28 protein-coding genes are annotated in these 24,158 nt (G+C 72.3%); 14 read left to right on the forward strand and 14 right to left on the reverse strand.

Features of this window, described 5'->3' with window-relative positions; translation table 11 throughout:
- Window positions 1-28 precede the first annotated feature (28 nt).
- Genes EUA93_RS13995 through EUA93_RS14010 form a run of 4 tightly spaced genes read right to left on the reverse strand, consistent with a single transcriptional unit; the run spans window position 29 to window position 3,466 of the window.
- Window positions 29-424 carry a universal stress protein gene (locus EUA93_RS13995; RefSeq protein WP_129400692.1) on the reverse strand — a complete coding sequence of 132 codons (396 nt, stop codon included), beginning with the start codon at window positions 422-424 and terminating at the stop codon, window positions 29-31.
- Window positions 421-1,962, reverse strand: coding sequence for a tripartite tricarboxylate transporter permease (locus EUA93_RS14000; RefSeq protein WP_129400693.1), 1,542 nt, complete (start codon window positions 1,960-1,962; stop codon window positions 421-423). Before EUA93_RS14000 ends, EUA93_RS13995 begins: the two co-directional genes overlap by 4 nt.
- A complete protein-coding gene (locus EUA93_RS14005; protein WP_242497374.1) occupies window positions 1,962-2,498 on the reverse strand; it encodes a tripartite tricarboxylate transporter TctB family protein in 537 nt (178 codons plus the stop codon). Before EUA93_RS14005 ends, EUA93_RS14000 begins: the two co-directional genes overlap by 1 nt.
- Window positions 2,495-3,466: a Bug family tripartite tricarboxylate transporter substrate binding protein gene (locus EUA93_RS14010; protein WP_242497375.1), complete on the reverse strand. Its 972-nt coding sequence runs from the start codon at window positions 3,464-3,466 to the stop codon at window positions 2,495-2,497. The genes EUA93_RS14005 and EUA93_RS14010 overlap by 4 nt, the downstream gene beginning before the upstream one ends.
- A gap of 138 nt (window positions 3,467-3,604) precedes the next feature.
- Between EUA93_RS14010 and EUA93_RS14015 the strand changes: the two genes are divergently transcribed.
- From EUA93_RS14015 to EUA93_RS14030, 4 genes are all read left to right on the forward strand, one after another.
- Window positions 3,605-5,230, forward strand: coding sequence for a sensor histidine kinase (locus EUA93_RS14015; protein WP_207208687.1), 1,626 nt, complete (start codon window positions 3,605-3,607; stop codon window positions 5,228-5,230).
- A complete protein-coding gene (locus EUA93_RS14020) occupies window positions 5,227-5,904 on the forward strand; it encodes a response regulator (protein WP_129400695.1) in 678 nt (225 codons plus the stop codon). Before EUA93_RS14015 ends, EUA93_RS14020 begins: the two co-directional genes overlap by 4 nt.
- Window positions 5,905-5,980: 76 nt before the next feature.
- Window positions 5,981-7,456, forward strand: coding sequence for an AlkA N-terminal domain-containing protein (locus EUA93_RS14025; RefSeq protein WP_129400696.1), 1,476 nt, complete (start codon window positions 5,981-5,983; stop codon window positions 7,454-7,456).
- 1 nt (window position 7,457) lies between these two features.
- Window positions 7,458-7,940 (forward strand): methylated-DNA--[protein]-cysteine S-methyltransferase, encoded by a 483-nt coding sequence (locus tag EUA93_RS14030; RefSeq protein ID WP_129400697.1) that lies wholly within the window; start codon window positions 7,458-7,460, stop codon window positions 7,938-7,940.
- Between the two features lie 30 nt (window positions 7,941-7,970).
- Here the strand turns inward: EUA93_RS14030 and EUA93_RS14035 are convergent, their stop codons facing one another.
- The gene (locus EUA93_RS14035) at window positions 7,971-8,516 is read right to left on the reverse strand and encodes a TetR/AcrR family transcriptional regulator (RefSeq protein ID WP_129400698.1); all 546 of its coding nucleotides are present in this window, start codon (window positions 8,514-8,516) and stop codon (window positions 7,971-7,973) included.
- 53 nt (window positions 8,517-8,569) lie between these two features.
- On the opposite strand from EUA93_RS14035, the gene EUA93_RS14040 reads away from it, so the two are divergent.
- Window positions 8,570-9,415 (forward strand): SDR family NAD(P)-dependent oxidoreductase, encoded by an 846-nt coding sequence (locus tag EUA93_RS14040; RefSeq protein WP_129400699.1) that lies wholly within the window; start codon window positions 8,570-8,572, stop codon window positions 9,413-9,415.
- A 9-nt stretch (window positions 9,416-9,424) separates the two neighbouring features.
- Here the strand turns inward: EUA93_RS14040 and EUA93_RS14045 are convergent, their stop codons facing one another.
- Genes EUA93_RS14045 through EUA93_RS14055 form a run of 3 tightly spaced genes read right to left on the reverse strand, consistent with a single transcriptional unit; the run spans window position 9,425 to window position 11,068 of the window.
- Window positions 9,425-9,826, reverse strand: a complete 402-nt coding sequence (locus tag EUA93_RS14045) for a hypothetical protein (RefSeq protein WP_129400700.1) — start codon at window positions 9,824-9,826, stop codon at window positions 9,425-9,427.
- Window positions 9,823-10,413, reverse strand: a complete 591-nt coding sequence (locus tag EUA93_RS14050; RefSeq protein ID WP_129400701.1) for a TIGR03086 family metal-binding protein — start codon at window positions 10,411-10,413, stop codon at window positions 9,823-9,825. Before EUA93_RS14050 ends, EUA93_RS14045 begins: the two co-directional genes overlap by 4 nt.
- Window positions 10,414-10,453: 40 nt before the next feature.
- Entirely contained in the window at window positions 10,454-11,068 is a 615-nt protein-coding gene (locus EUA93_RS14055) for a MerR family transcriptional regulator (protein WP_165355164.1), read from the reverse strand.
- A 76-nt stretch (window positions 11,069-11,144) separates the two neighbouring features.
- On the opposite strand from EUA93_RS14055, the gene EUA93_RS14060 reads away from it, so the two are divergent.
- Complete coding sequence (locus EUA93_RS14060) at window positions 11,145-11,543, forward strand: hypothetical protein (protein WP_129400703.1); 399 nt, start codon at window positions 11,145-11,147, stop codon at window positions 11,541-11,543.
- A 6-nt stretch (window positions 11,544-11,549) separates the two neighbouring features.
- On the opposite strand, the gene EUA93_RS14065 is transcribed toward EUA93_RS14060, so the two are convergent.
- Window positions 11,550-12,272: an IclR family transcriptional regulator gene (locus EUA93_RS14065; protein ID WP_090972091.1), complete on the reverse strand. Its 723-nt coding sequence runs from the start codon at window positions 12,270-12,272 to the stop codon at window positions 11,550-11,552.
- A gap of 84 nt (window positions 12,273-12,356) precedes the next feature.
- On the opposite strand from EUA93_RS14065, the gene leuC reads away from it, so the two are divergent.
- The 3 genes from leuC (at window position 12,357) to EUA93_RS14080 (ending at window position 15,175) form a co-directional block, all read left to right on the forward strand.
- Window positions 12,357-13,781: a 3-isopropylmalate dehydratase large subunit gene (gene leuC / locus EUA93_RS14070; protein ID WP_129400704.1), complete on the forward strand. Its 1,425-nt coding sequence runs from the start codon at window positions 12,357-12,359 to the stop codon at window positions 13,779-13,781.
- Window positions 13,782-13,784: 3 nt separating this feature from the next.
- Complete coding sequence (leuD, locus tag EUA93_RS14075; RefSeq protein WP_129400705.1) at window positions 13,785-14,384, forward strand: 3-isopropylmalate dehydratase small subunit; 600 nt, start codon at window positions 13,785-13,787, stop codon at window positions 14,382-14,384.
- Window positions 14,385-14,500: 116 nt separating this feature from the next.
- On the forward strand, window positions 14,501-15,175 hold the full coding sequence (locus EUA93_RS14080) for an HU family DNA-binding protein (protein ID WP_129400706.1): 675 nt from the start codon (window positions 14,501-14,503) through the stop codon (window positions 15,173-15,175).
- A gap of 60 nt (window positions 15,176-15,235) precedes the next feature.
- On the opposite strand, the gene cofC is transcribed toward EUA93_RS14080, so the two are convergent.
- Entirely contained in the window at window positions 15,236-15,901 is a 666-nt protein-coding gene (gene cofC, locus EUA93_RS14085; RefSeq protein ID WP_129400707.1) for a 2-phospho-L-lactate guanylyltransferase, read from the reverse strand.
- A gap of 119 nt (window positions 15,902-16,020) precedes the next feature.
- Here cofC and EUA93_RS14090 point away from each other — a divergent pair, with 119 nt between their 5' ends.
- Entirely contained in the window at window positions 16,021-16,794 is a 774-nt protein-coding gene (locus EUA93_RS14090) for a lysophospholipid acyltransferase family protein (RefSeq protein WP_129400708.1), read from the forward strand.
- Complete coding sequence (locus tag EUA93_RS14095; RefSeq protein WP_129400709.1) at window positions 16,791-17,792, forward strand: NAD(P)H-dependent glycerol-3-phosphate dehydrogenase; 1,002 nt, start codon at window positions 16,791-16,793, stop codon at window positions 17,790-17,792. Before EUA93_RS14090 ends, EUA93_RS14095 begins: the two co-directional genes overlap by 4 nt.
- 39 nt (window positions 17,793-17,831) lie before the next feature.
- On the opposite strand, the gene EUA93_RS14100 is transcribed toward EUA93_RS14095, so the two are convergent.
- Complete coding sequence (locus EUA93_RS14100; protein ID WP_129400710.1) at window positions 17,832-18,920, reverse strand: trans-sulfuration enzyme family protein; 1,089 nt, start codon at window positions 18,918-18,920, stop codon at window positions 17,832-17,834.
- A gap of 32 nt (window positions 18,921-18,952) precedes the next feature.
- Here EUA93_RS14100 and EUA93_RS14105 point away from each other — a divergent pair, with 32 nt between their 5' ends.
- On the forward strand, window positions 18,953-20,098 hold the full coding sequence (locus EUA93_RS14105) for a D-alanine--D-alanine ligase family protein (protein WP_129400711.1): 1,146 nt from the start codon (window positions 18,953-18,955) through the stop codon (window positions 20,096-20,098).
- Between the two features lie 63 nt (window positions 20,099-20,161).
- On the opposite strand, the gene EUA93_RS14110 is transcribed toward EUA93_RS14105, so the two are convergent.
- Window positions 20,162-20,692: a DUF3515 domain-containing protein gene (locus EUA93_RS14110; RefSeq protein ID WP_207208688.1), complete on the reverse strand. Its 531-nt coding sequence runs from the start codon at window positions 20,690-20,692 to the stop codon at window positions 20,162-20,164.
- Between the two features lie 5 nt (window positions 20,693-20,697).
- A complete protein-coding gene (locus EUA93_RS14115; RefSeq protein ID WP_090972075.1) occupies window positions 20,698-20,934 on the reverse strand; it encodes an Lrp/AsnC family transcriptional regulator in 237 nt (78 codons plus the stop codon).
- A gap of 117 nt (window positions 20,935-21,051) precedes the next feature.
- Here EUA93_RS14115 and EUA93_RS14120 point away from each other — a divergent pair, with 117 nt between their 5' ends.
- Entirely contained in the window at window positions 21,052-22,014 is a 963-nt protein-coding gene (locus EUA93_RS14120) for a thiamine-phosphate kinase (protein WP_129400713.1), read from the forward strand.
- Window positions 22,015-22,084: 70 nt separating this feature from the next.
- Here the strand turns inward: EUA93_RS14120 and rpmB are convergent, their stop codons facing one another.
- Window positions 22,085-22,270: a 50S ribosomal protein L28 gene (gene rpmB / locus EUA93_RS14125; RefSeq protein WP_056602600.1), complete on the reverse strand. Its 186-nt coding sequence runs from the start codon at window positions 22,268-22,270 to the stop codon at window positions 22,085-22,087.
- Window positions 22,271-22,456: 186 nt separating this feature from the next.
- On the opposite strand from rpmB, the gene EUA93_RS14130 reads away from it, so the two are divergent.
- Window positions 22,457-24,145: a DAK2 domain-containing protein gene (locus EUA93_RS14130; RefSeq protein WP_129400714.1), complete on the forward strand. Its 1,689-nt coding sequence runs from the start codon at window positions 22,457-22,459 to the stop codon at window positions 24,143-24,145.
- Window positions 24,146-24,158: the final 13 nt, after the last annotated feature.

Below are 24,158 nucleotides of genomic sequence, written 5' to 3' on the forward strand. Positions count from 1 at the left end.
CACGCACCGCCCCGCGGTCGGTCGTACGTCACTCCGGCGGCTTCACCGCCAGCACCGCGCAGTCGGCGCCGAGCAGGATGCGCTGCGCGACGCTGCCCATCAGCAGCTTGCCGACCGGCGAGCGCCGGCGCAGGCCGATGACGATCAGGTCGGCGGTCACGTCACCGGCGACCGACAGCACCTGGTCGCCCACGTCGGCGCCCATCGAGCGTCGTACGTCGACCTCGATGCCGGCACCGCCGAGCTCGGTCGCCAGCGCGGCGAGCTGCTGCTCGTCGGCGTACCTCTCGTCCACGAGGGCGTCGCCGCGGGTGGCGTTGACCACCACGACGCTGCCGTTGCGGAGCTTCGCCTCCTCGATGCCGCGCGCCAGCGCGGCCTCGCCGTACTGGTCGGGCGTCCAGCCCACCACGATGGTCGTCATCGCACCTTCTCCTCTTCAGTCGATTCCTCGATGTCGACCGCCACCGCGGCGGGCGCGGGACGCACCCGGCGGAGCACGAGCGGCGCGATCACGGCAACCGCCACGATGACATAGATGACCACGGCGAGGGGCTCGCTCCAGAGCGCCGACACCTCACCGCCCGAGATAGCCATCGCCTCGCGGAGCCGGAACTCCATCAGCGGGCCCAGGATGACGCCGAGGATCAGCGGCAGCACCGGCAGCGCGAAGCGTCGCATCATCAGCCCGAGCAGCCCGAGCACGAGCAGCAGGAAGAGGTCGAAGGCCTCGAGGTTGCTGGCGTAGGCGCCCAGCGTGGCGAAGAACAGGATGCCGGCGTAGAGCTGCGGACGGGGGATCCGGAGCAGCTTGGCCCACAGCGGCGCGAGCGGGAGGTTGAGCACCAGCAGGAGTGCGTTGCCGACCAGCAGGCTGGCTAGCAGCGCCCAGACCAGCTCGGGCTGGTCGGTCATCAGGCTGGGGCCGGGCTCGATGCCGTAGCCCTGGAAGGCCGAGAGCATGACGGCCGAGGTCGCGGTGACCGGCAGGCCGAGCGCCAGCAGGGGCACGAAGGTGCCGGCCGCGGAGGCGTTGTTGGCGGCCTCCGGCCCCGCGACGCCCTCGATGGCGCCCTTGCCGAACTCGTCCTGGCCGCGCCGGACGGCGAGCTTCTTCTCGGTGACGAAGGAGAGGAACGTCGGGATCTCGGCCCCACCGGCCGGCACCGCGCCGAACGGGAAGCCGAAGGCAGTGCCGCGCAGCCACGGACCCCAGGAGCGCTTCAGGTCCTTGCCGCTCAGCCACGGCTGGCCCACCGGGATGATCCGCACGGGGCTGCGGCGCAGGTGCGCGGCGACCCAGAACGCCTCGCCGAGGGCGAAGATGGCGACCGCCACCACGACCACGTCGATGCGGCCCGCCAGGAGCGGCTGGTCGAAGCTCAACCGCGTCTGGCCGGTGTTGAGGTCGAGGCCGACCAGGCCGATGGTGAGGCCGAGGAACAGGGCGATGAAACCGCGCAGCGGCGACCCGCCCAGCACACTGGTGACGCTGACCATGGCGAGCACCATCAGCGCGAAGTAGGACGGTGCGCCGATCTCGACCGCCACCGAGGCGAGTGCCGGGGCGAAGAAGACGACGAGCATCGTGCCGATGGTGCCGGCGATGAAGGACCCGATGGCGGCGGTGGCCAGGGCCTGCGAGGCCCGGCCCGCCTTGGCCATCAGGTTGCCCTCGAGGGCGGTCATCACCGATGCCGACTCGCCGGGGGTGTTGAGCAGGATCGCTGTCGTCGAGCCGCCGTACATGCCGCCGTAGTAGATGCCGGCGAACATGATGAAGGCCGGGATCGGCTCCAGGCCGTAGGTCACCGGGAGCAGCAGCGCGATCGCCATCGCCGGTCCGATGCCGGGCAGCACGCCGACGAACGTGCCGAGCAGCACGCCGATGGCGGCGAAGAGCAGGTTCTGCGGAGTCAGGATGGCGCCGAAGCCGTCCATCAAGAGGTTGAGGCTGTCCATCAGAGCACCCCGTCCAGGATCCCGGCCGGGAGGATGACGCCCAGTCCCTCGTGGAAGAAGTACCAGCTGGCCACCGACAGCACGAGGCCGACGATGACGTCGCGCACGAGCGTCCGACTGCCCAGCGCCCAGGCCGAGCCGACGAAGAGGATCGCGCCGCTCAGCGCCCAGCCGACGAACGAGATCGTCAGCACGGTGAAGAGGAGCACGCCGACCAGCTTGGCCACGGTGACCCAGTCGGCCGGCTGCCGGAGGTCGACGTCCTCGCCGCCCTCCGCCTCGGGCACGCTGCCACGCAGGGTGGCCAGCACGAGGAGCAGGCCGAGCGCGACCGTCACCGCGCCGATGACGTAGGGGAACACGCGCGGCCCGACCGGGTCGCCGAACCCGATCCGCAGGGTCGTCGCGTCGTAGAAGGTGTAGGCGCCGACCACGACGAGCAGCGCGGCGAGGCCGAGCTGTGCCATGTCCCGGTCGGGGGCGGCGGGCGGGGGCGCGTCAGGTGTCCGACGCGAGGTGTCGAGTGGTGTGCTCACAGCAGGTCCAGCTCCTCGAGGGTGGTGGCGACGCGCTGGTCCTGCTCCTGCAGGAACGTCGTGAAGTCGTCGCCGGTCTTGAACTCGTCGATCCAGCCGTTGTCGTCGAGGGCCTGCTGCCACTCGTCCGTGTCGTGCATCTCCTCGAGCATCCCGATGAGCTCGTCACGACGCTCCTCGCTGATGCCGGGAGGCGCGAAGACGCCGCGCCAGTTGGTGAAGACCAGGTCGATGCCCGACTCGGTCAGGGTGGGCGAGTCACTGATGCCCTCGCCCTCGAGCCGCTCCTGGCCGGAGACGGCCAGCAGCCGGAGCTCGCCCGAGGCCAGCTGGCCCGTGAACTCGCCGACGCCGGAGAAGCCGACGTCGATCTTGTTGCCGAGCAGGGCGCTGGTCAGGGGCCCGCCGCCGTCGTACACGACGTAGCGCACGTCGCGCGGGTCGATGCCGACGGTGCCGGCCAGCTGCATCGGGAAGAGGTGGTCGGGCCCGCCCGGGGAGGATCCGCCGCCGACCACGATCGAGTCGGGGTCGTCCTGCCAGGCCTTCACGAGGTCGTCGATGGTCTGGTAGGGCGAGTCGGCCGGGACCAGCACGCCCTCCTGGTCCTCGATGAGCTGGGCGAGCGGCGTCGCGTCGTCGAGCTTGTAGGGGGCACCGAAGGAGTAGAGCGAGCCGACGACGCCGAGGCCGGCGGTCATCATCGTGCGCTCGTCGCCCTCGGCGTTCATCAGGCGCGTCATCGCGACCGAGCCGCCCGCACCGATCACGTTGGTGACCTCGAACGAGCCACCGGTGATGTCGCCGTGCTCCATGATCGCCACGGCCGCGCGGCCGGTCTGGTCGTAACCGCCGCCGGGGCTGTTGGGGATCAGCATCGTCATGTCGCTGCTCGCCGCACCACGGGTGACTCCGCACCCGGTGGCGAGGAGCAGCGCGCTGCTGAGGGCCACGACGGTGGCGAGCACTCGCCTCGTCCTATGGCGCACCATGTGCACTCCGATCTCTCGATGTGTGGCGTCGGGTCCGACAGGGCCCGACCCGACGATGGTGGAGACTGCGTGTGGTGCTCGTCACGCTTGGGAAAGCAATGGAGGTTGTGGAACTTGTGGTCACGCTCACGATGGCGTCCGGCGACCCTCGCCGGCCAGTTCCTCGTGCTCCAGGTGACGGTGCTGCTGCTCGTGGTGGCGGTGGCAAGCGTCGTGTCCGTGCAGCAGAGCGACGCGGACTTCCGTGAGACCCGCGGCGCCCGGCTGCGTGCTGCCGCGGAGAACCTCGCCAACACGGCCTCGATCCGCTTCGCCTACACCGAGGGCAGCGTCGTGCGCAGCCGCACGTCGCTGACCCCGATCACCCAGCAGGCCCGCAACAACGTCCAGGCCGGCGGGGTCTACCTCGCCGATCCCGACGGGGTGGTGCTGGTCAGCAGCGACTTCGCGGGCCGCGAGCAGCGGATCGACCTCTCCGGGAGCGACGTCCAGGACCTGCGCACGTGGACGGGAGACGTCGACGACTTCGGATCGCGCTCGATCGCCGCGCAGGTGCCGGTCATCTCCGAGCAACGCACCCTCATGGGCATCGTGATGGTGGCGGAGGCCTACCCTTCGTGGGGCGAGCGTGGGCGCAGCGTGCTGCCGGACCTGGTGCCGGTCGCCGGCCTCGGTCTCGGCCTCGGTGTCGCCGGGTCGCTCCTGCTCTCACGCCTGATCCGACGCCGCACGCGCGGCCTCGAGCCCGCGGCCATCGCGGCGCTCGCCGACCAGCGCGAGGCACTGCTGCACTCGCTGCGCGAGGGCGTCCTCTCGGTCTCGGTCGACGGCACCGTGACCATGCTCAGCGACAGCGCGCGCGAGCTCATCGGCATCGAGGGCGACGTCGAGGGGCGGCGGGTCGACGACCTCGAGCTCGACCCGGCCGTCCACGGCCTGCTGGCCGACGAGGCCGAGATCCGCGACCACGTCGTGGTGGTCGGCGAGCGTCTCCTCGTCGTCAACCGCACGCCGGTCGTCCAGGGTGGCCGGCGCGTCGCGTCGGTCACCACGCTGCGCGACCGCACCGAGCTGCTGGCGCTGCAGAGCGAGCTCGACGCGCGCGAGTCGATCACCAACACGCTGCGTGCCCAGACCCACGAGTTCCACAACCAGCTCCACACGATCTCCGGGCTCGTCCAGCTCGGGGAGTACGACGAGGTGGCGCGGCTGGTGGGCACCATCCGCCGTCGCCGCGAGGAGATCACCGACGCCGTCCTCGAGCACGTCGAGGACCCGGCCGTCGCCGCGCTCCTGATCGCGAAGACCAGTCTCGCCGCCGAGCGCGGTGTCGACCTCCGGGTGAGCGCGTCCAGCGACCTGCCGCGACTCGACCACGAGTCGTCCACCGACCTCGGCACGGTGCTCGGCAACCTCGTCGACAACGCCGTCGACGCATCGGTGTCGGTGGGCGGCACCGTCGTCGAGGTCGACCTGCGGCTCGCCGACGGCACCGTGCAGCTCTCCGTCAGCGACACCGGTCCGGGCGTCCCGGCCGAGATGGTCGGTGAGATCTTCCGCCGGGGCTGGAGCTCCAAGGCGTCGACGGTGGGCGGAAGGGGTGTCGGGCTGGCGATCGTGCAGGTGGTCTGCGAGCGTCGTGGCGGCAACGTGGAGGTGCGGTCGGGCGCCGACGGCGGTGCCGTGTTCGACGTACGGCTCCAGGGGGCGTGGGAGGACGTGGAGGTGGACGCACGATGAGCGATGTCGACGTGCTCGTCGTCGACGACGACTTCATGGTCGCGCGGATCCACACGCAGTTCGTCGAGCGCACGCCGGGCTTCGCCGTCGTGGGCGTCGCGAGCACCGGCCAGGCCGCCCTCGACGACGTCGCCCGGCTGCGTCCGGACCTGGTGCTGCTCGACGTGCACCTGCCCGACATGACGGGCATCGACGTGCTGCGCCGGCTGCGGGCCGGGGGAGACGACGTCGGCGTCCTGATCGTGACCGCCGCGCGCGAGGCGGACACGGTGCGCGCCGCGGCGTCCGGGGGAGCGGTGCACTACCTGGTGAAGCCGTTCGACTACGACGACCTCCGGGTCCGCCTGGAGTCCTTCCGCGCGGCCCACCTGGCCCTGTCGGGCACGGGGGCGCCCGCGCAGCACGACATCGACGCCGTGTTCGGTGCGGCGTCGGTGCCGGCCGCGGCCGTCCAGCTGCCCAAGGGGCTGAGCCCGGAGACCGCCGACGCCGTCGAGGCCGCGCTGCGCGACGCGGGCGAGCTCTCCGCGGCGGAGTGCGCCGACGTGGTGGGCATCTCGCGGGTCTCCGCCCGGCGCTACCTCGAGCACTTCGTCGCCCGCGGGTCGGTCACCGTGCGGCTGCAGTACGGCGGTGCCGGCCGGCCCGAGCGTCGCTACCGGGCGGGTGCCTGACGCACGTGCGAGGGCCACTCGCACCCGTGTCCGTTTTCCGCTGGTGCCGCCGTCGGGCCAGGGCCACACTGGACACATGACGCCGACCGGACACCTCGACACCGGGGCCTGCTACCGCGCGGTGCAGAGCCGGGACCGCCGTTTCGACGGCGTCTTCTACACCGCCGTCCGCACGACCGGCATCTACTGCCGGCCGTCGTGCCCGGCGCGCACGCCGGCCGAGCAGAACGTGAGCTTCCACGCCACTGCCGCGAGTGCGCACGCTGCGGGCTACCGCGCCTGCAAGCGCTGCCTGCCCGACGCCACCCCGGGCAGCCCCGAGTGGGACGTCGCGGCCGATGTCGCGGGACGCGCGATGCGGCTGATCGCCGACGGGCTGGTCGACCGCGAGGGGGTCGAGGGACTGGCGCGCCGGGTGGGCTACACCTCGCGCCACCTCGGGCGGCTGCTCACCCAGGAGCTCGGCGCCACGCCGCTGTCCCTGGCGCGTGCCCGTCGTGCCCAGAGCGCGCGCGTCCTGATCGAGACGACCGACCTGCCCCTCACCGACGTGGCCTTCGCCGCCGGCTTCGCCAGCGTCCGTCAGTTCAACGAGACGCTGCGCGAGGTCTACGCCGCCTCGCCCAGCGACCTCCGCGGGAGGAGGGCGGGCGTCCCGTCCGGGGGTGCGATGGCGATGCGGCTGCCAGTGCGCACGCCGTTCGCAGGACGCCGACTGCTCGACTTCCTCGCCTACCACCTGGTGCCCGGTGTGGAGGTCGCAGCACCCGGTTGGTACGCCCGCACGCTCGACCTCCCGCACGGGCCCGGCACCGTCCAGCTCGAGCTGACCGACATCCCGGCCGGTCCCGGCACCTCGTCGGTGCGGGCGGAGTTCTGGCTCGACGACCTGCGCGACACGGCCGCCGCGGGCGAGCGCGTACGCCGTCTCCTGGACGCCGACTGCGACCCGCTGGCGGTGGACGAGCACCTCGGCGCCGACCCCGTCCTCGGCGAGCTCGTGCGGGCCACGCCCGGCCTGCGGGTGCCGGGCCAGGTGGACGGCGACGAGACGGCCGTGCGGACGGTCATCGGCCAGCAGGTCAGCGTGACCGGCGCGCGCACCGTCGCCGGTCGCATCGTCGCGGCACACGGCCGGCCCGTCGACTCCCCGGTGGCCGGGCTCACCCACCTGTTCCCCGACGCCCGGACCCTGGCCGGCGTCGACCCCGAGACCCTGCCGATGCCGCGGGCGAGGGGGCGGGCGCTGGTGGGGCTGGCGTCCGCGCTCGCCGACGGTCGCGTCGTGCTCGACCGCGGCCCCGACCGCGACGACGTACGCCGCTCCCTGATGGACCTGCCCGGCATCGGCGCCTGGACGGCCGACTACGTCGCCATGCGCGCACTCGGGCACCCCGACGTCTTCCTGCCCACGGACCTGGCCGTCCGCAAGGTGCTCGCGGGTCTGGGAGGCTCCGTGGACACCGAGCGGTGGCGGCCCTGGCGGTCCTACGCCCTGATGCACCTGTGGAACCCCCTGATGCCCGACACCCCCGCTCCCGAGGAGAACTGACATGTGGACCGTGATGCCCTCGCCCATCGGCGACCTGCGCATCGTCGAGCGCGACGGCTCGATCGTGGCGATCGAGTTCTCGCCGTTCGTCCCGCCGGCGGACGGGCGCCCCCTCGGGCCGCGTTCCGACGAGGAGCCCGTGCTGGTCGAGGCCGTGCGCCAGCTGACGGCGTACTTCGGCCGTGAGCTCACCGACTTCGACCTCCCCCTCGCACCCGTCGGCACCGACTTCCAGCGTCGCGTGTGGACCCAGCTGGAGAGGATCGCCTACGGCGAGACCGCGTCCTACGGCGAGGTCGCCGGGCGGCTCGGGATGACCAACGCCGCCTCGCGCGCGGTCGGCCTGGCCAACGGCCGCAACCCGATCCCGATCGTGGTGCCGTGCCACCGCGTCATCGGTGCCAACGGCACGCTCACCGGCTACGCCGGCGGCCTGGAGCGCAAGCAGCTGCTGCTCGAGCTGGAGCAGGACGCCCTCTTCTGAGGGCCTTCAGGCGCGACGGGCACGCCGGGGTCAGTCCCGGTCCGTGAGGGCGAGCACGTCCTCCACGTGGCGGACGAGCTGCTCGGTCGTCATCGGCGGCAGCCGGAGGAACCAGCGGTAGACGACAGGGGCCATCAGGAGCTCGGCAGCCCGCTCGGGCTCGGACGATCCGGCGGCGCGAAGCACGTCGTGCACCTGCGCGAGCTGCGGCTCGAGGAGCCGCGTGCGGTACTCCCGGGCGACCGACTCGTCGGTCTGGATCACCGCGGCGAGGGCCCGCAGGAGAGATGCGTGCGGCTCGGTGCTGATCTCCTCGGTCGCGGCGACGAGCAGGTCCTCCAGCTGGTGGGCGAGGTCGCCGTCGGCCCGCGCCCCGTCCGATCCCGGAGCATCGCCGTGGGCCAGCAGCGCGTCGAACAGCACCGCCGGGACGCCGGGCCACGAGCGGTAGAGCGTCTGCTTGCCGATGCCCGCCCGCGAGGCGATCCCCTCCATCGTGAGGGAGGTCGGACCGTGCTCGGCCGCCAGCTCGAGGACCGCCGCGTGGACCCGGGCGATCGTGCTGGAGCGGGCCATGCCCGAACGGTATCAAATGAGACGGACCGTCTCGTTTGTGTCATCATCGGGGCATGGACGATCTCCGCACATGGTTCATCACCGGAGCCGGTCGCGGCCTCGGCCTCGCCCTCACGCGAGCAGCGCTGGACGCCGGCCATCGCGTCGTGGCGACGTCGCGCAGCGGCGCGGTGCCACTGCAGCACGAGCACCTGTCGACGCCCGTCCTCGACGTGCGGGACCGCAGCGCGTGCCACGAGGTCGTCGCGCGGGCCGTACGCGACCACGGTCGCCTCGACGTCCTGGTCAACAACGCGGGCCACGGACTGGTCGGCGCTGCCGAGGAGGTCGACGAGGACGAGGCCCGGTCCATCGTCGACGTCGACCTGCTCGGTCCGCTCTGGCTCACCCAGGCCGTCCTGCCGGTGATGCGGTCCCAGGGCCACGGTCACGTCGTCCAGGTCTCGTCGGTCGGCGGCGTGGGCGCCATGCCGTTCCTCGGTCTCTACAACGCCGCGAAGTGGGGCCTCGAGGGGTTCTCCGAGGCGCTGGCCGCAGAGGTGCGGCCCTTCGGCATCCGGGTCACGCTCGCCGAGGTGGGTGAGATGGACACCGAGTGGGGGACGGGCAGCATGCGCTTCGCCGCTCCACTGCGGCCGTACGACACCCTCCGCGAGCAGGTGCTCGGATCGGCGGACGTGCCGTGGGAGAGCGAGCCGGGCGCGACGGGCGGCGGCTGTGACCCCGCTGTCGTCGCCGATGCCCTGCTCGCCCACGTCGCCGACCACTCCGACGACCGGTTGCGCGTGCTGCTCGGCGACGACGCGCCCGGCCAGGTCGCGACCGTCCTGCGCGCCCGGCACGAGGACTACGCGCGGGACCCGCGCTACGTCGCCGCGGTCGCGACGGGCACCTCGTGAGACCGGGGCTCAGACGCCGCGACGCATCACGCCGCCGATGCACGACGCCAGCACGGCAGGCCCGGCGACCAGGCCGAAGATGAACGGCACGACGTCACGGCTCTGCTCGAGCAGCGTGGCGTAGTCGTAGTCGGTGGTGTTGCGCAGCCACGGCGGGATCATCCACCAGCCGAGGGCGACGCCGGCGGCGATCGCCAGCCACCACAGCGCGGACGTCAGCGCGCCCTGCCCCATGCCGTCGAGCAGCCCGCCGGCGAAGCCAACCAGGGCGAGCGCCCCGAAGGCGATCAGGCCGGCGCCGATGGCGACGTCCCCCGTCTTGTTCATCTGCGGGACCGCCACCTCGGTGTAGAGGATCAGGCCGAAGCCGATGATGGCCAGGCGCAGCAGGATCGAGAACACGCCCTTCATCGGGCCTCCCCGGACCACTGCGGGTCGCGACCCGAGCGCGCGAGCACCCGCTCGAAGGGGGTGGCGTCGTCGGTGACGCTGACGGAGGGGCCGAACAGCCCGGGGGTGCCGGACTCCTCGAACCCGCCGACGAAGGCCATGCAGGCGTCGGCCGTGGCTCCGTCGCAGTCGTAGGGCTGGCCGGTCGCGCGTGCGAGGTCCCAGCCGTGGAGGACGATCTCGTCGAGGGCGACGAGCCCGGCGACCTGACCCGGCAGGTCGACACCACCGGCGCGGGTCATGCCGTCCCACGCGTCGGGGTCGCGCCAGGCGGCGGTCATCTCGGGCACCTGCGCGGCCAGGGCCTCGCGCCACCCGGGCTCGGCGTCGGGCCAGCTGCCGTCGTCGGGGCTGGTGTCGGTGAGCGGTCCGAAGTCCTTGTCCGCCGCTGCGCGGAAGGCGAGGGTCAACCCCACGAGGTGCCGGACGAGCTGGCCGACCGTGCGGCCCTCGCAGGGCGTGGGTGCGCCCAGCTGGTCGTCGGCCACGTCGGAGGCGACCGCGACCAGGCGTTCGCCTGCCGGTCCGAGGTCCACGAGATCGCTCATGCGCCAACCTTGCCCGACAAACGCCGACCGTGAGAAGGAATCAGCCGTCTAGGGTCTCGCTGGACACGACTTCGGCCAGCATCCGGCGGATGCTGGCGATCACCGGCTCGTAGAGCAGCGTGCCGACCACCACTCGCTCGACGGCCCGGCCGCGGTCCTCGGTGGGGATCCGCGAGACGTCGAGCTCGACGAGTGGGCGAAGCGATGCGGCGTAGGTGTCGAGCAGATCGTCGGTCACGGGGAAGTCCAGGCGCGCGAGGGTGTCGAGCTGACCGGCGAGGCGGGCGCGCAGAGGGCCGCCCTCGGCCAGGTGCCACCCCTGGCGGTCGACGAGGGCGTCGACGGTCGCGAGCGACTCCGCGGACGGAGCGGTGTCCGGCTCGGGCGAGAGCAGCCACTGGGCCGTGCCGAGGCTCTCGTGCAGGGCGACGGAGCTGTCGTCGACCGCGTCCAGCACGCGGCGTACGTCGTCGAGCGACAGGCTCGCCACCTCGGTCAGCGCGCGGACCAGGGCGAGCCGGCGCACGTGCGTGTCGTCGTACGACGCCCAGGTGCTGCTCTCGGTCGTGCCGGGGGCCAGCAGGCCCAGGCGCAGGTAGTACTTGATCGTCGCGGAGGGGAAGCCACTCGTGCGGGACAGCTCGGCGAGGCGCATGCCGACATCTTGACACATTGGATAGTTCAGGTGTCCCATGTTGGATAGTCCCACTATCCACGAATCGGGGAGCACGATGTCTGCTGAGTCCCAGGCCCTCGCCGGGATCCTGCTGCTCTCGCTCGTCACGGTCGAGACCGGTGGTCTCTACCTGATGAAGCTCTGGCGCAGGCCGGGCACGTCGACGGCCTTCCAGATCGGGTTCGCCCGCGCCGGCCACGCGCACGCGGCCGTCCTGCTGCTGCTCGGGCTCGCCATCCAGCCCTACGCGGATGCCGCCGACCTCGACGGCGCCATCGGCTGGCTGGCCCGCACCGGAGCTCCGGCCGCCGCGATCCTGATGCCGGCGGGCTTCTTCCTCTCCTCGACGGGAGAGGGGCGCGACAAGCCCAACGGCCTGGTCGCGCTGGTCTTCGCCGGCGCGGTGGTGCTCGCCCTCGGCCTGACCTGCCTCGGGCTCGGCCTGCTCCTCTGAGGCCGACTACTCCGACGCGGCGCGGCGGAGCGACTCGGAGAGACGGTCGGCAGCGGCGAGGACGGCGGGTGCGTGCATCCGGCCGGGCTGGCGGGAGAGGCGCTCGAGCGGGCCGGAGACCGACACGGCGGCGATGACCTTGCCGCCGGGGGAGCGGACCGGGGCCGAGACCGACGCGACGCCCTGCTCGCGCTCGCCCACCGACTGCGACCATCCGCGGCGGCGGATGCCGGACAGGGCCGTGGCCGAGAAGGCGGCGTTCTGCAGGCCGCGGTGCATCCGCTCCGGGTCCTCCCACGCGAGCAGGATCTGCGCGGCGGAGCCGGCGTTCATGGTGAGCTGCGAGCCCACGGGGATCGTGTCGCGCAGGCCGGAGGGACGCTCGGCGGCGGCGACGCACACGCGGTGCTCGCCCTGGCGGCGCCAGAGCTGGGCGGACTCGCCGGTGATGTCGCGCAGACGCGCCAGGACGGGACCGGCGGCGGCGAGGAGGCGGTCCTCGCCGGCGGCGGCGGACAGCTCGGCCAGGCGCGGGCCGAGGACGAAGCGGCCCTGCATGTCACGGGCGACGAGGCGGTGGTGCTCGAGGGCGACGGCGAGGCGGTGCGCGGTGGGGCGGGCCAGCCCGGTGCCGGCCACGAGGCCGGCGAGGGTGGCCGGTCCGGCCTCGAGTGCTGCGAGCACGAGCGCGGCCTTGTCGAGCACGCCGACACCAGATCCGTTGTCCATATGCCGATATTGTCATCTCAGAGAGTGGGATGCAAGATGTAGCGTCGCCCCACCGCACGAGCTGAAGTCGAAGGAGTTCGCACCATGGGCAAGACCCTGTCCGAGAAAGTCTGGGACGAGCACGTCGTCCGCAGTGCCGCCGGAGAGCCCGACCTCCTCTTCATCGACCTCCACCTCCTCCACGAGGTGACCTCGCCCCAGGCCTTCGACGGCCTGCGGCTGGCCGACCGCTCGGTGCGCCGTCCCGACCTGACCCTGGCGACCGAGGACCACAACGTCCCGACCATCGACTGGGACAAGCCGATCGCCGACCCCGTGAGCCGCACCCAGGTCGAGACGCTGCGCAAGAACGCCGCCGACTTCGGCGTGCGCCTGCACCCGCTCGGCGACATCGAGCAGGGCATCGTGCACGTCGTCGGCCCGCAGCTCGGCCTGACCCAGCCCGGCATGACGATCGTGTGCGGTGACTCGCACACCTCGACGCACGGCGCCTTCGGCGCGATCGCCTTCGGCATCGGCACCTCCGAGGTCGAGCACGTGCTCGCCACCCAGACGCTGACGCAGGCGAAGCCCAGGACGATGGCCGTCACGATCAACGGCAGCCTGCCCGAGGGCGTCACCGCCAAGGACATGGTGCTCACCCTGATCACGCACACCGGCACCGGTGGCGGCCAGGGCTACATCGTGGAGTACCGCGGCCAGGCCATCGAGGAGCTCTCGATGGAGGGCCGGATGACCGTGTGCAACATGTCGATCGAGTGGGGCGCCAAGGCCGGCCTGATCGCCCCCGACCAGACGACCTTCGACTACATCGAGGGCAAGCCCGAGGCGCCGAAGGGCGCCGACTGGGACGCCGCCGTCGCGCACTGGAAGACGCTGCGCACCGACGACGACGCGGTCTTCGACCAGGAGATCGAGCTCGATGCCACCACGATGACGCCGTTCGTCACCTGGGGCACCAACCCCGGCCAGGGTGCGCCGCTCGGCGCCTCCGTGCCGAGCCCCGACGACTTCGACGAGCCCAACGACAAGATCGCGACCGAGAAGGCCCTGCAGTACATGGGTCTCGAGGCCGGCACCCCGCTGCGCGAGGTGAAGGTCGACACCGTGTTCGTCGGCTCGTGCACCAACGGCCGCATCGAGGACCTCCGCCTCGCCGCGTCGATCCTCGAGGGCCGCACCGTCGCCGACGACACCCGCCTGCTGGTGGTGCCCGGGTCGGTGCGCGTACGCCTCCAGGCCGAGGCCGAGGGGCTGGACAAGGTGTTCCTCGCCTCGGGCGCCGAGTGGCGCGGCGCCGGCTGCTCGATGTGCCTGGGCATGAACCCCGACCAGCTCGCACCGGGCGAGCGCAGTGCGTCGACGTCCAACCGCAACTTCGAGGGCCGCCAGGGCAAGGGCGGACGGACGCACCTGGTCTCCGTGCCGGTCGCCGCGGCGACGGCGATCCGCGGCACCCTCTCCTCGCCGGCCGACCTCGAGCCCGCCGCGACCCTCCAGGAGGTCTGACCCATGGACAAGTTCACCACCCACACCGGCCTCGGCGTCCCGCTCAAGCGCAGCAACGTCGACACCGACCAGATCATCCCGGCGGTCTACCTCAAGCGGGTGACCCGCACCGGCTTCGAGGACGGCCTGTTCGCCGCGTGGCGCAACGACCCCGACTTCGTGCTCAACGACCCGACGTACGCCGCGGGCTCGGTGCTCGTCGCCGGACCCGACTTCGGGACCGGCAGCTCGCGCGAGCACGCCGTGTGGGCCCTGCAGAACTACGGCTTCAGGGCCGTCATCTCCTCGCGCTTCGCCGACATCTTCCGGGGCAACTCCGGCAAGGCCGGTCTGGTCGCCGCGCAGGTCGACGAGAAGGTCGTCCAGCGCCTGTGGGACTGGATGGAGGACAACCCCGGTGGCGAGATCACCGTCGACCTGGAGAGCCGCACCGTCCGCGCGGGCGTCGGCGAGGACGCCGTCGAGGACTCCTTCGACATCGACGACTACACCCGCTGGCGGCTGCTCGAGGGCCTCGACGACATCGGGATCACCCTCGGCCACGATGCAGACATCACTGCCTTCGAGGCCGCGCGCCCGAGCTGGAAGCCCGTCACGGCTTGAAAAAACCCCTGCAAATAAGGGCTTTGGTGATTGTCCTCACCCTTCCTTGTGCCTAGCGTGCGACGGAAAGGGTCGAGCACGAGCTCGGCTTCCATGGTTCATTGGAAGGGAAGCTAGTGAACAAGACAGAGCTCATCGACGCGCTCGCCGCGCGTTACGAGGGGAACCGCAAGCAGGCGGCGCACGCACTCGAGTCGGTGCTCGACACGATCACGCGCGAGGTCGCGAAGGGCGAGAAGGTCGCGATCACCGGCTTCGGCTCGTTCGAGAAGGCCGTGCGCAACGCGCGCTGGGTCCGCAACCCGCAGACCGGTGAGCGGATCAAGTCGAAGAAGAAGTCCGTGCCGAAGTTCTCCGCCGGCAAGGAGCTCAAGGACGTCATCTCGGGTGCGAAGAAGCTGCCGAAGCTGACGGCCGCCAACATGCCGAGGCCGCCCGCCGGCGTGCGTGCCGCGGCCGCTGCGGTGACCGGCGCCGCCACGTCGACCGCCAAGAAGGCTCCGGCCAGGTCGGCCACGCCGGCGAAGAAGGCTGCTCTCGCCAAGACCGCTGCTGCCAAGAAGGCTCCGGCCAAGACTGCTGCCAAGAAGGCCGCTCCGGCCAAGACCGCTGCTGCCAAGAAGGCTCCGGCCAAGAAGGCGCCCGCCAAGACCGCCGCAGCCAAGAAGGCGACGCCGGCCAAGAAGAGCGCGGCGAAGACCACCGCGGCCAAGAAGGCGCCGGCCAAGACCGCCGCCAAGAAGACTCCCGCCAAGAAGGCTCCGGCCAAGAAGACCGCGAAGAAGTCCTGACGCAGCACCAGCACGATCGATCACGCTGAAGGCGGGTCACCCTCGCGGGGTGGCCCGCCTTCAGCGCGCCAGGGCCGCGCTCGCCCGTGTCGTGTGTGGTCCGACGCCGGCGACGAGGGCGGCGTCGAGGTCGTCGAGGTCGTCGACATCGTGGCGCACGCTGGCCGCACCCGCGCCGACCTCGACCGCGCCCGCGCCCGCGTGCCGGGCGGCGGAGCCGGTGCCGAAGGCGGGGGCGAACCGGTCGGCAGGAGCGGCGTACAACGTCGTGCCGCTGCCGTCGTGGTCGCGCACGAAGACCGCGTCCGCGGTCCCCAGCCCGTCGACCACCTCGCGCAGCACCATGGCGAGCTCGACGGGACGCAGCCCCGGCAGGTCGGCGCACAGGGCGACGGGCACGGCGCCGGGCCAGCGTCGTACGACCTCGGCTGCTCCCTGCACCAGGGTCGCGTTGAGGTCCTCGGTGGCCCCGTCGGGCATCACCTCGGCGCCGAACGTGCGCATCGTGGCGGCCAGGCGGAAGTCGTCGGTCACCACCAGCACGGCCTCGACGCCGGGGGTCGAGGTCGCTGCCTGCACCGTGTCGAGCGCGAAGGCCTCGGCGAGCTCGCGCCGAGCCCCGTCGTCGAGGTGTCGGTCTGCGGCGAGGCGGGACTTGCCGAACGCCGGCGGCTTGACGGGTACGACGACCACGCAGCGGAGCGGGTCGAGGGTCGGGGACGTCACTGCAGAATCCTGCCACCCCGGACCAGCGCGGCGGTGCGGCCGTGGCCCGCAGGTGACCGAGTAGCCTGCTCGCGACGCAACGAGCGTCACACACGATCGCAGGAGAGGGAGGACGCTGGGTGCGCGTCAGGAAGCTGGAGCGGAAGCGCGGGTGGGCCTTCACCGTCGCCGCGAGCATCCTCAAGCCGACGCTGCTGTCCGCCACCTCGCGCACCTGGATCGACGGCGAGAAGATCCCGGCCAGCGGCGGCTGCATCGTCGCCATCAACCACATCTCCCACGTCGACCCGCTGCTGTCGGCGCACTTCGTCTACGACCACGGCCGGCTGCCGCGCTACCTCGCGAAGTCGGGCCTGTTCTCCAACAAGTACCTCGGCGGGTTCCTCACGTCGGCCGGCCAGATCCCGGTCGAGCGGCTGAGCCGCAACGCGGTCGGTGCGTACGACGCCGCGGTGCGCGCGATCGGCGAGGGCGAGTGCATCGTGATCTATCCCGAGGGCACGCTGACCCGCGACCCCGACCTCTGGCCGATGAGGGGCAAGACCGGCGCCGCCCGGATCGCCCTCGCCACCGGCTGCCCGGTGATCCCCGTCGGACAGTGGGGTGCGCAGGAGGTGCTGCCGCCCTACACGAAGACGCCGCACCTGGTGCCGCGCAAGAACATCGTGATGAAGGCCGGTGACCCGGTCGACCTGGCCGACCTGGTGGCCGCGGAGCAGTCCGCGGAGGTCACGGCCGAGGCGACCGACCGGATCATGGCCGCCATCACCACGCTCGTCGAGGACGTGCGCGGCGGTACGGCACCGGCCGAGCGGTTCGACACCCGGGCGAGTGGCCAGCGCGAGACGGGCAACCCCCACGACCAGACCAGGAAGAGGAAGGGCAGTCGATGACCAAGGTCGCTGTGTTCAGTGCCGGATCGTGGGGCACCGCCTTCTCGTTGGTGCTCGCCGACGCCGGCAACGACGTGGCCCTCTGGGCGCGCCGCGACGACGTCGTCGAGGCGGTCAACGACCGCCGTGAGAACACCGACTACCTGCCCGGCATCGAGCTGCCGCCCTCGATCAGCGCGTCGACCGACCCCGAGCAGGTCGCGGCCGACGCGGACGTCGTCGTCCTCACCGTGCCGTCGCAGAGCCTGCGGGAGAACCTCACCGCCTGGGCGCCGATCATCCCGGAGAAGGCCACGATGGTCTCGCTGATGAAGGGCGTCGAGCTCGGCTCCCTCATGCGGATGAGCGAGGTGATCCAGGAGGTCACCGACGCATCCGCCGACCGCATCGCCGTCGTCAGCGGACCCAACCTGGCGCGCGAGATCGCCCGTCGCGAGCCTGCCGCGTCCGTCGTCGCGTGCGTCGACGAGGACCGGGCCAAGCAGCTCCAGGCCATCACCCACGGTCCGTCGTTCCGGCCGTACACCTCAGTCGACGTGCTCGGCTGCGAGATCGGTGGTGCCTACAAGAACGTCGTCGGCCTCGCGGTCGGCATGGCGGTCGGCCTCGGCTTCGGCGACAACACCACGGCGTCCGTGATCACCCGCGGCCTCGCCGAGACCGCCCGGCTCGCGATGGCGCAGGGCGCGAACCCGCTCACCCTCATGGGCCTGGCCGGGCTGGGCGACCTGGTCGCCACCTGCTCCTCGCCGCTCTCGCGCAACCGCACCTTCGGCGAGCGCCTGGGCCAGGGCATGACCACCGAGGAGATCTACGCCTCCACCAGTCAGGTCGCCGAGGGCGCCAAGTCCTGCAAGTCCCTCCTCGCCCTCGCCGAGCGCGAGGGCGTCGACGCCCCAATCGCGCAGGCGGTCGACGCCGTCGTCGACGGCAAGATGACCGCCCTCGACATGGTGAACTCCTTCATCGCCCGCGACACGAAGGCCGAGACGGACTGATCCCACCTCGGACTACCGGGAGGAGTCAGCCGGGAGGAGTCAGCCCACGCACCCGTCCAGGGCGGCGCGGAGGTCCTCCCAGAGGTCGTCGACGTCCTCGATGCCGACCGAGAGGCGCACGAGGCCGTCCGGGATCGTGGCCGCCTCGGCCTTCCAACGCCGCCGGCGCTCGAGGCTCGACTCGACGCCGCCGAGCGAGGTCGCGTGGATCCAGAGCCGGGTCTTGCGGCTGAGCAGGTCGGCCGCCATCTCGCCCTGGGCGAGCACGATGCTGACGATGCCGCCGAACCCCGGGTAGCGGACCTCCGACAGCGCGGGGTGCTCGGCGAGGCGGCGTACGAGCTCCTGAGCGTTGGCCTGCGAGCGCTCGACGCGCAGGTGGAGCGTGCGCAGCCCGCGCAGCGTCAGCCAGGCCTCGAACGGCCCGGGGATGGCGCCGAGCAGGTCGCGGCGCCCCTTGAGCACGCCGTAGAGGTCGTCGTCGCGGGTGACGATCGCGCCCATCTGCACGTCGGAGTGGCCGGCGAGGTACTTCGTCGCGGAGTGCACCACGATGTCGACGTCGTCCTCGAGCGGGCGCTGGAGCAGGGGAGTGGCGAACGTGTTGTCGACGACGACGTAGGCACCTGCCTCGTGGGCGGCCGCGGTGATCGTGGGGATGTCGGCCACCTCGAGCGCTGGGTTGGTCGGGGACTCCAGCCAGACCAGGGCGGCGTCCGCACAGGCCGCGACGACCGCCTCGGTGTCGGTGATGTCCACCAGCACGGCCTTCAGGCGACCACGGGCCTCGAGGTCGGCGAGCTGCATGACGGTGCCGGTGTAGGCGTGCTTGGGCGCGACGACCGTGCCGTCCGTGCCGACCAGGTCGAGCACGGTCGCGACGGCGGCGAGGCCGGAGGCGAAGGTGAGGCAGCGCCCGCCCTCGAGCTGGCCGAGGGCGTCCTCCAGGGCGGTCCAGGTGGGGTTGCCGTAGCGGCCGTACTCCACCTCGCCGCCGGCGACGTAGGTCGCGGCCATCGTGATCGGCGTGTTGAGCGGTGCGTCGGGCACCTTGTCGGGGCGTCCGGCCGTCACGGCCAACGTGGAGAGGGCCGGCGTGCTGGGCTTGCGGGGTGAGTCTTCAGCCATGGGCGCCAGCGTAGGTGGATAGGGTCGTGCCGATGAACGAGACCTCTGCCGACAAGACTCCCGACCAGCCCGGGCGCAAGCCCCGCGTCGCCGTCGTGTTCGGCGGTCGGTCCTCCGAGCACGGCATCTCCTGCGTCACGGCGGGCAGCGTGCTCGCGGCCATCGACCGCGAGGCGTACGACGTCGTCCCGGTCGGCATCGCCACCGACGGCCGCTGGGTCCTCGAGGCCGACGAGCCGTCGCGCCTCGCGATCCGTGGCAGCGAGCTCCCGGAGGTCGACGCCGGGCGGTCGCCCGTCGCGCTGATGGGCGCGACCACCGGCACCGACCTCGTCGTCACCGAGCCGACCAGCGTCCCCTCCGTCATCGGCGAGGTCGACGTGGTCTTCCCGCTCCTCCACGGCCCGTGGGGGGAGGACGGCACCCTGCAGGGGATGCTCGAGATGGCGGCCGTGCGCTACGTCGGCTCCGGCGTCCTCGCCTCGGCCGTCGGCATGGACAAAGCCTTCATGAAGGTCGTCCTCGAGTCGGCCGGCCTCCCGGTGACGCCCGGCATCGTCGTCACCCGCACCGAGCTGGCGCAGGACCCGGTCGGCGTACGGTCGCGGGTCGAGGAGCTCGGCTTCCCCTCCTTCGTGAAGCCCGCCCGCGCCGGCTCGAGCATGGGCATCAGCAAGGTCCACGACGCCTCCGAGATCACCGACGCGCTCGAGGAGGCGTTCGGCCACGACCCGAAGGTGCTCGTCGAGCAGTCGATGGAGGGCGCGCGCGAGGTCGAGTGCGGCGTGCTCGGCACCCTCGAGGGCCCGGCCGAGACGTCACGCCCGGGGGAGGTGCGCACCGGGGGCGACCACGAGTTCTACGACTTCGAGGCGAAGTACCTCGCCGACCAGCACACCGAGATCGACATCCCCGCCGACCTGCCGGCCGGGACCGAGCAGGAGCTCCGCGCGATGGCCGTGCGGGCGTTCGAGGCGCTCTCGTGCGAGGGCCTCGCACGCGTCGACTTCTTCGTGATGCCCGACGGCGCGCTGGTGATCAACGAGCTCAACACGATGCCGGGCTTCACCCCGACGTCGATGTATCCCCAGATGTGGGCGGCCACCGGGATGTCGTACCCGCAGCTCGTCGACCGGCTGCTGCAGCTCGCGCTCCGTCGCGACACCGGCCTGCGCTGAGCCGCCGGACCGGCCCGCGCGCCTCAGAGTGACTCAGAGTGCCTCAGAGTGACTCAGAGTGCCTCAGAGGCAGGAGAGGCCCTCGCCGAGGTGCTCCTTGAGCACCGGCGCGAGCTCGGCGAGCGCACGGTCGATGCCCTCGCCGCGGTAGTCCGAGGGGACGTCGACCTCGACGTAGGGCGCGAGGCTCAGCGCGATCGGCGTCGCGTCCTCGCCCTGGTGGGTGAGCTGGTCGTTGGGGACGTACCACCCGACGCCCCTGATGATGTTGCACTCGGCCGTCGGCTCGTAGTCGGACGGCTGCGGCACGCCGCAGGAGAGGACGTACGCCGGATCGCCCCACGCCGCCCCCAGCGCGCCGGCGGGCTCGACGTCGACCCGGTCCTCACCGGCGAGGGTGCCGGGGAGGTCGGCGACGAGCGCCTCGCACGACGCGCGGTCGGCGGAGGAGAGGTCGGGGTCGTCGATCTCGACGGGGCCGCTGCTGCACGCGGCGAGCGCCGGGACGAGGAGCACGCCGGCGGCGAGGCGCCTGCCCCGGCACGCGACGACGCCCCGGTCCCTGGAGGGGCCGGGGCGTCGTCGTCGGTGCACGTGGATCAGATGTGGACGACCGGGCAGGTCAGCGTGCGGGTGATGCCGTCGAGGTTCTGGACCTTCGACACGACGAGCTTGCCGAGCTCGTCGACGTTCTTGGCCTCCGCGCGGACGATCACGTCGTAGGGACCGGTCACGTCCTCAGCGAGCGTGACGCCGTTGACCTGGGCGATCTCGCGGGCGACCTCGGCGGCCTTGCCGACGTCGGTCTGGATCAGGATGTAGGCCTGGACGACCATCGTGGACTCCTCGGTCTCGTTCAACGGGTGTGACCGGCACAACCTACCGCGCGACGCGTCCGACCCGACAGGGGCCGGGTGACAGTGGTCACCGGCCCGGTCTGGTGGGATGGGGACATGGCTCTCGACGCGGACGCAACCCTCGGTGAGGCGGGCGAGTTCGGCCTCATCTCGCAGCTCGTCGCCCAGCTCGGCGAGGCCCTCACCGACGACGAGCACGTGCTCGTCGGGCCCGGCGACGACGCCGCGGTGCTGCGCGTGAAGCACGGCCACGTGGTCGTCTCGACCGACCTCATGGTCGAGGGCCGGCACTTCCGCCGCGACTGGGCCAGCGCCGAGGACGTGGGGCACCGGGCGGCCGCGCAGAACCTGTCCGACATCAACGCCATGGGCGGCACCGCGCGTCACCTGACCATCGGTCTCGCCGCGCCGGCAGACCTGCCCGTGCAGTGGGCGCTCGACTTCGCCCGCGGCTTCGCGCAGGAGTGCGCGAGCGTCGGCGCGACGGTCGTCGGCGGCGACACCACGCGCGCCGACGAGATCGTGATCGCGGTGACCGTCCTCGGCGAGTGCACCGTCTCACCGGTGCTCCGCTCCGGTGCGCGGCCCGGCGACGTGCTCGCCCTCACGGGGCGCCAGGGTTGGGCCGCCGGAGGCCTGGCCGTCCTCGGACGCGGGTTCCGCTCCCCGCGGGTGCTCGTCGAGGCCTACCGCCGACCGGAGCCGCCGTACGCCGCGGGCAAGGAGGCCGCCGAGGCCGGGGCGACCTCCCTCATCGACGTCTCCGACGGCCTGCTCGCCGAGGCCGCGCACCTCGCGGAGGCCAGCGGCGTCGCGATCGACGTGCGCCGCGACGCCTTCGACGTCCCCGAGCCGCTCGTGGCGGTGGGTGCTGCGCTCGGTGCCGACCCGATGCAGTTCATCCTGGGCGGGGGAGACGACCACGCCCTCCTCGCGACCTTCCCCGACACCGCGTCCGTGCCCGCGGGGTGGCAGGTGGTCGGCGAGGTGCGCGACGGCGAGGGCGTCACCGTCGACGGGAGCGAGTACGACGGCCCCACCGGCTGGACGCACTTCTGACACGACGTCCGGGGACGACGAAGCCCCCGCCACATCAGTGACGGGGGCTCTCGACGAGTGTCTGGTCAGGTCAGCGGGAGACCTTGCCGGCCTTGAGGCAGCCGGTGCAGACGTTGAGGCGCTTGGGCGTGCCGTTCACGGTCGCCCGGACGCGCTGGATGTTGGGGTTGAAGCGACGCTTCGTGATCTTGCGCGACCAGGGACGGTTGTTTCCGAAGCCCGGCTTCTTGGCGCAGATGTCGCAGACGGCAGCCACCGTGCACTCCGATCCGTTCGAGGTTGATGTGTCAGGGAGCCCTCACCGCAGGAAGCGGCAGAAGGCAACCGCGCAAGAGTAGCCGAGGACCGGCGGTGGGATGAAATCGCAGCCCGGTCGGACCTTCCCACTACCCTGTGGCGCGCACCACAACGTCGTACATCAACCCGGGAGAGCACCGACTCGATGGAGCCAGTCACCCACGGCATCACGCTCGACGGCGTCGCCCGGTTCGTCGACATCGCGACCGACGCGCTGTCCTCGGCGCGCGAGGAGATCGACGCCCTCAACGTCTATCCCGTGCCCGACGGCGACACCGGCACCAACATGTTCCTCACCGTCTCGGCCGCCCGCGACGAGCTCCGGGCGGCCCGCGCCGCCGACCCCGACCTCACTCTCGAGGAGGGCATGGCGCTCCTGGCGCGGGCCGCTCTGATGGGGGCCCGGGGCAACTCCGGCGTCATCCTCAGCCAGATGCTGCGGGCCTACGTCACCCACCTCGCGGGGGCCGACGGCCACGACCCGCGTGCGCGGACGATCGCCGCGGCGATGTCGTCGGCCACCGACGCCAGCTATGCCGCGGTCGGCACCCCCGTGGAGGGGACCATCCTCACCGTCGCGCGTGCCGCCTCGGACGCCGCGCTCGGCGCCTCGGAGGAGGAGGGGGCCCGCGCCCGCGACGTCTTCAAGGCGGCCGCCGCTGCAGCCCGCGCCGCCCTCGCCCGTACGCCGGAGCAGCTCCCCGTGCTGGCCCGGGCGGGGGTCGTCGACGCCGGGGGCCGCGGCCTGACGATCGTGCTCGACGCGGTGGAGACCACGGCGACCGGTCGCCGACCGTCCCCGTGGAGCGCCCCCATCGGCACCCACCACATCCCCGTGTCCGTCCCCGTGTCCGGGTCCGACCCCGCGCACGACGGTGCGGGGGAGGGCGACCACCTCACGGAGGACGGCCCGGGCTACGAGGTGATGTACCTCCTCGACGTCGCCCCCGAGCAGGAGGGCGACGCGATCGCCCCGCTGCGGGCCACGCTCGCCGCACTCGGCGACAGCCTCGTCGTGGTCGGGGGCGACGGCCTCTGGAACGTCCACGTCCATGTCGACGACGTCGGTGCCGCGATCGAGGCGGGCATCACCGCCGGTCGGCCGCACCGGATCCGGGTCACGCACTTCGCCGACCAGGTCGCCGGCTCGCGGCAGCGGCCCTCCACGCGCACCGGTCGCAAGGTCGTGGCCGTCGCCGCAGGTCCGGGCCTCGCTGAGCTCTTCGAGTCGGTGGGCGCGGTGGTCGTGCTCGGCGGCCCGGGCCAGCGTCCCTCGACCGGCCAGCTGCTCGAGGCCATCACGGCCTGCGGTGCGGCGGAGGTCGTCGTGCTCCCCAACGACGGCGACTCGGTCCGCGCGGCGGAGATCGCCGCCCGCACCGCCGAGGCCGAGCTCGACGTCAAGGTCGAGGTCATCCCGACCTCGGCGCAGGTGCTCGGGCTCGCCGCCATCTCGGTCCACGAGCCGGGGCGGGCCTTCGACGCCGACGTGCGTGAGATGACCGCGACGGCGCGCCACGCCCGCCACGGTGCGGTCACGATCGCCGCGCGCCGGGCGATCACGATGGCAGGTCCCTGCGAGCCGGGCGACGCGCTCGGCGTCATCGCGGGCGACTTCGCGGTGGTGGGCTCCGACCTCGAGGCGGTGGCCACCGAGGTCCTCGAGCGCCTGCTCGCAGGAGGCGGTGAGCTGGTCACGATCGTGTCCGGCGAGGACGGGGTCGAGCTCGCCGAGGCCGTCGCCGCCCACGTCGAGGACCGGCACCCCACCGTCGACGTCGCCGTCCACGACGGGGGGCAACCGCGCTACCCGCTGCTCGTCAGCGTCGAGTGAGCGGCAGGATTGG

Origin of the sequence: Nocardioides oleivorans (genome assembly GCF_004137255.1) — a bacterium.
GTDB lineage: Bacteria > Actinomycetota > Actinomycetes > Propionibacteriales > Nocardioidaceae > Nocardioides > Nocardioides oleivorans.

What these genes read in the sequence shown, in the direction of transcription:
- EUA93_RS14065 (WP_090972091.1), bottom strand. Translation starts at nt 12,272, where the DNA reads ATGGACAACGGATCTGGTGTCGGCGTGCTCGACAAGGCCGCGCTCGTG.
- EUA93_RS13995 (WP_129400692.1), bottom strand. Translation starts at nt 424, where the DNA reads ATGACGACCATCGTGGTGGGCTGGACGCCCGACCAGTACGGCGAGGCC.
- EUA93_RS14030 (WP_129400697.1), top strand. Translation starts at nt 7,458, where the DNA reads ATGTGGACCGTGATGCCCTCGCCCATCGGCGACCTGCGCATCGTCGAG.
- EUA93_RS14120 (WP_129400713.1), top strand. Translation starts at nt 21,052, where the DNA reads ATGGCTCTCGACGCGGACGCAACCCTCGGTGAGGCGGGCGAGTTCGGC.
- EUA93_RS14105 (WP_129400711.1), top strand. Translation starts at nt 18,953, where the DNA reads ATGAACGAGACCTCTGCCGACAAGACTCCCGACCAGCCCGGGCGCAAG.
- EUA93_RS14100 (WP_129400710.1), bottom strand. Translation starts at nt 18,920, where the DNA reads ATGGCTGAAGACTCACCCCGCAAGCCCAGCACGCCGGCCCTCTCCACG.
- leuC (WP_129400704.1), top strand. Translation starts at nt 12,357, where the DNA reads ATGGGCAAGACCCTGTCCGAGAAAGTCTGGGACGAGCACGTCGTCCGC.
- EUA93_RS14115 (WP_090972075.1), bottom strand. Translation starts at nt 20,934, where the DNA reads ATGGTCGTCCAGGCCTACATCCTGATCCAGACCGACGTCGGCAAGGCC.
- EUA93_RS14035 (WP_129400698.1), bottom strand. Translation starts at nt 8,516, where the DNA reads ATGGCCCGCTCCAGCACGATCGCCCGGGTCCACGCGGCGGTCCTCGAG.
- EUA93_RS14045 (WP_129400700.1), bottom strand. Translation starts at nt 9,826, where the DNA reads ATGAAGGGCGTGTTCTCGATCCTGCTGCGCCTGGCCATCATCGGCTTC.
- EUA93_RS14095 (WP_129400709.1), top strand. Translation starts at nt 16,791, where the DNA reads ATGACCAAGGTCGCTGTGTTCAGTGCCGGATCGTGGGGCACCGCCTTC.
- EUA93_RS14055 (WP_165355164.1), bottom strand. Translation starts at nt 11,068, where the DNA reads ATGCGCCTCGCCGAGCTGTCCCGCACGAGTGGCTTCCCCTCCGCGACG.
- EUA93_RS14050 (WP_129400701.1), bottom strand. Translation starts at nt 10,413, where the DNA reads ATGAGCGATCTCGTGGACCTCGGACCGGCAGGCGAACGCCTGGTCGCG.
- EUA93_RS14040 (WP_129400699.1), top strand. Translation starts at nt 8,570, where the DNA reads ATGGACGATCTCCGCACATGGTTCATCACCGGAGCCGGTCGCGGCCTC.
- EUA93_RS14020 (WP_129400695.1), top strand. Translation starts at nt 5,227, where the DNA reads ATGAGCGATGTCGACGTGCTCGTCGTCGACGACGACTTCATGGTCGCG.
- EUA93_RS14060 (WP_129400703.1), top strand. Translation starts at nt 11,145, where the DNA reads ATGTCTGCTGAGTCCCAGGCCCTCGCCGGGATCCTGCTGCTCTCGCTC.
- leuD (WP_129400705.1), top strand. Translation starts at nt 13,785, where the DNA reads ATGGACAAGTTCACCACCCACACCGGCCTCGGCGTCCCGCTCAAGCGC.
- EUA93_RS14130 (WP_129400714.1), top strand. Translation starts at nt 22,457, where the DNA reads ATGGAGCCAGTCACCCACGGCATCACGCTCGACGGCGTCGCCCGGTTC.
- EUA93_RS14025 (WP_129400696.1), top strand. Translation starts at nt 5,981, where the DNA reads ATGACGCCGACCGGACACCTCGACACCGGGGCCTGCTACCGCGCGGTG.
- EUA93_RS14000 (WP_129400693.1), bottom strand. Translation starts at nt 1,962, where the DNA reads ATGGACAGCCTCAACCTCTTGATGGACGGCTTCGGCGCCATCCTGACT.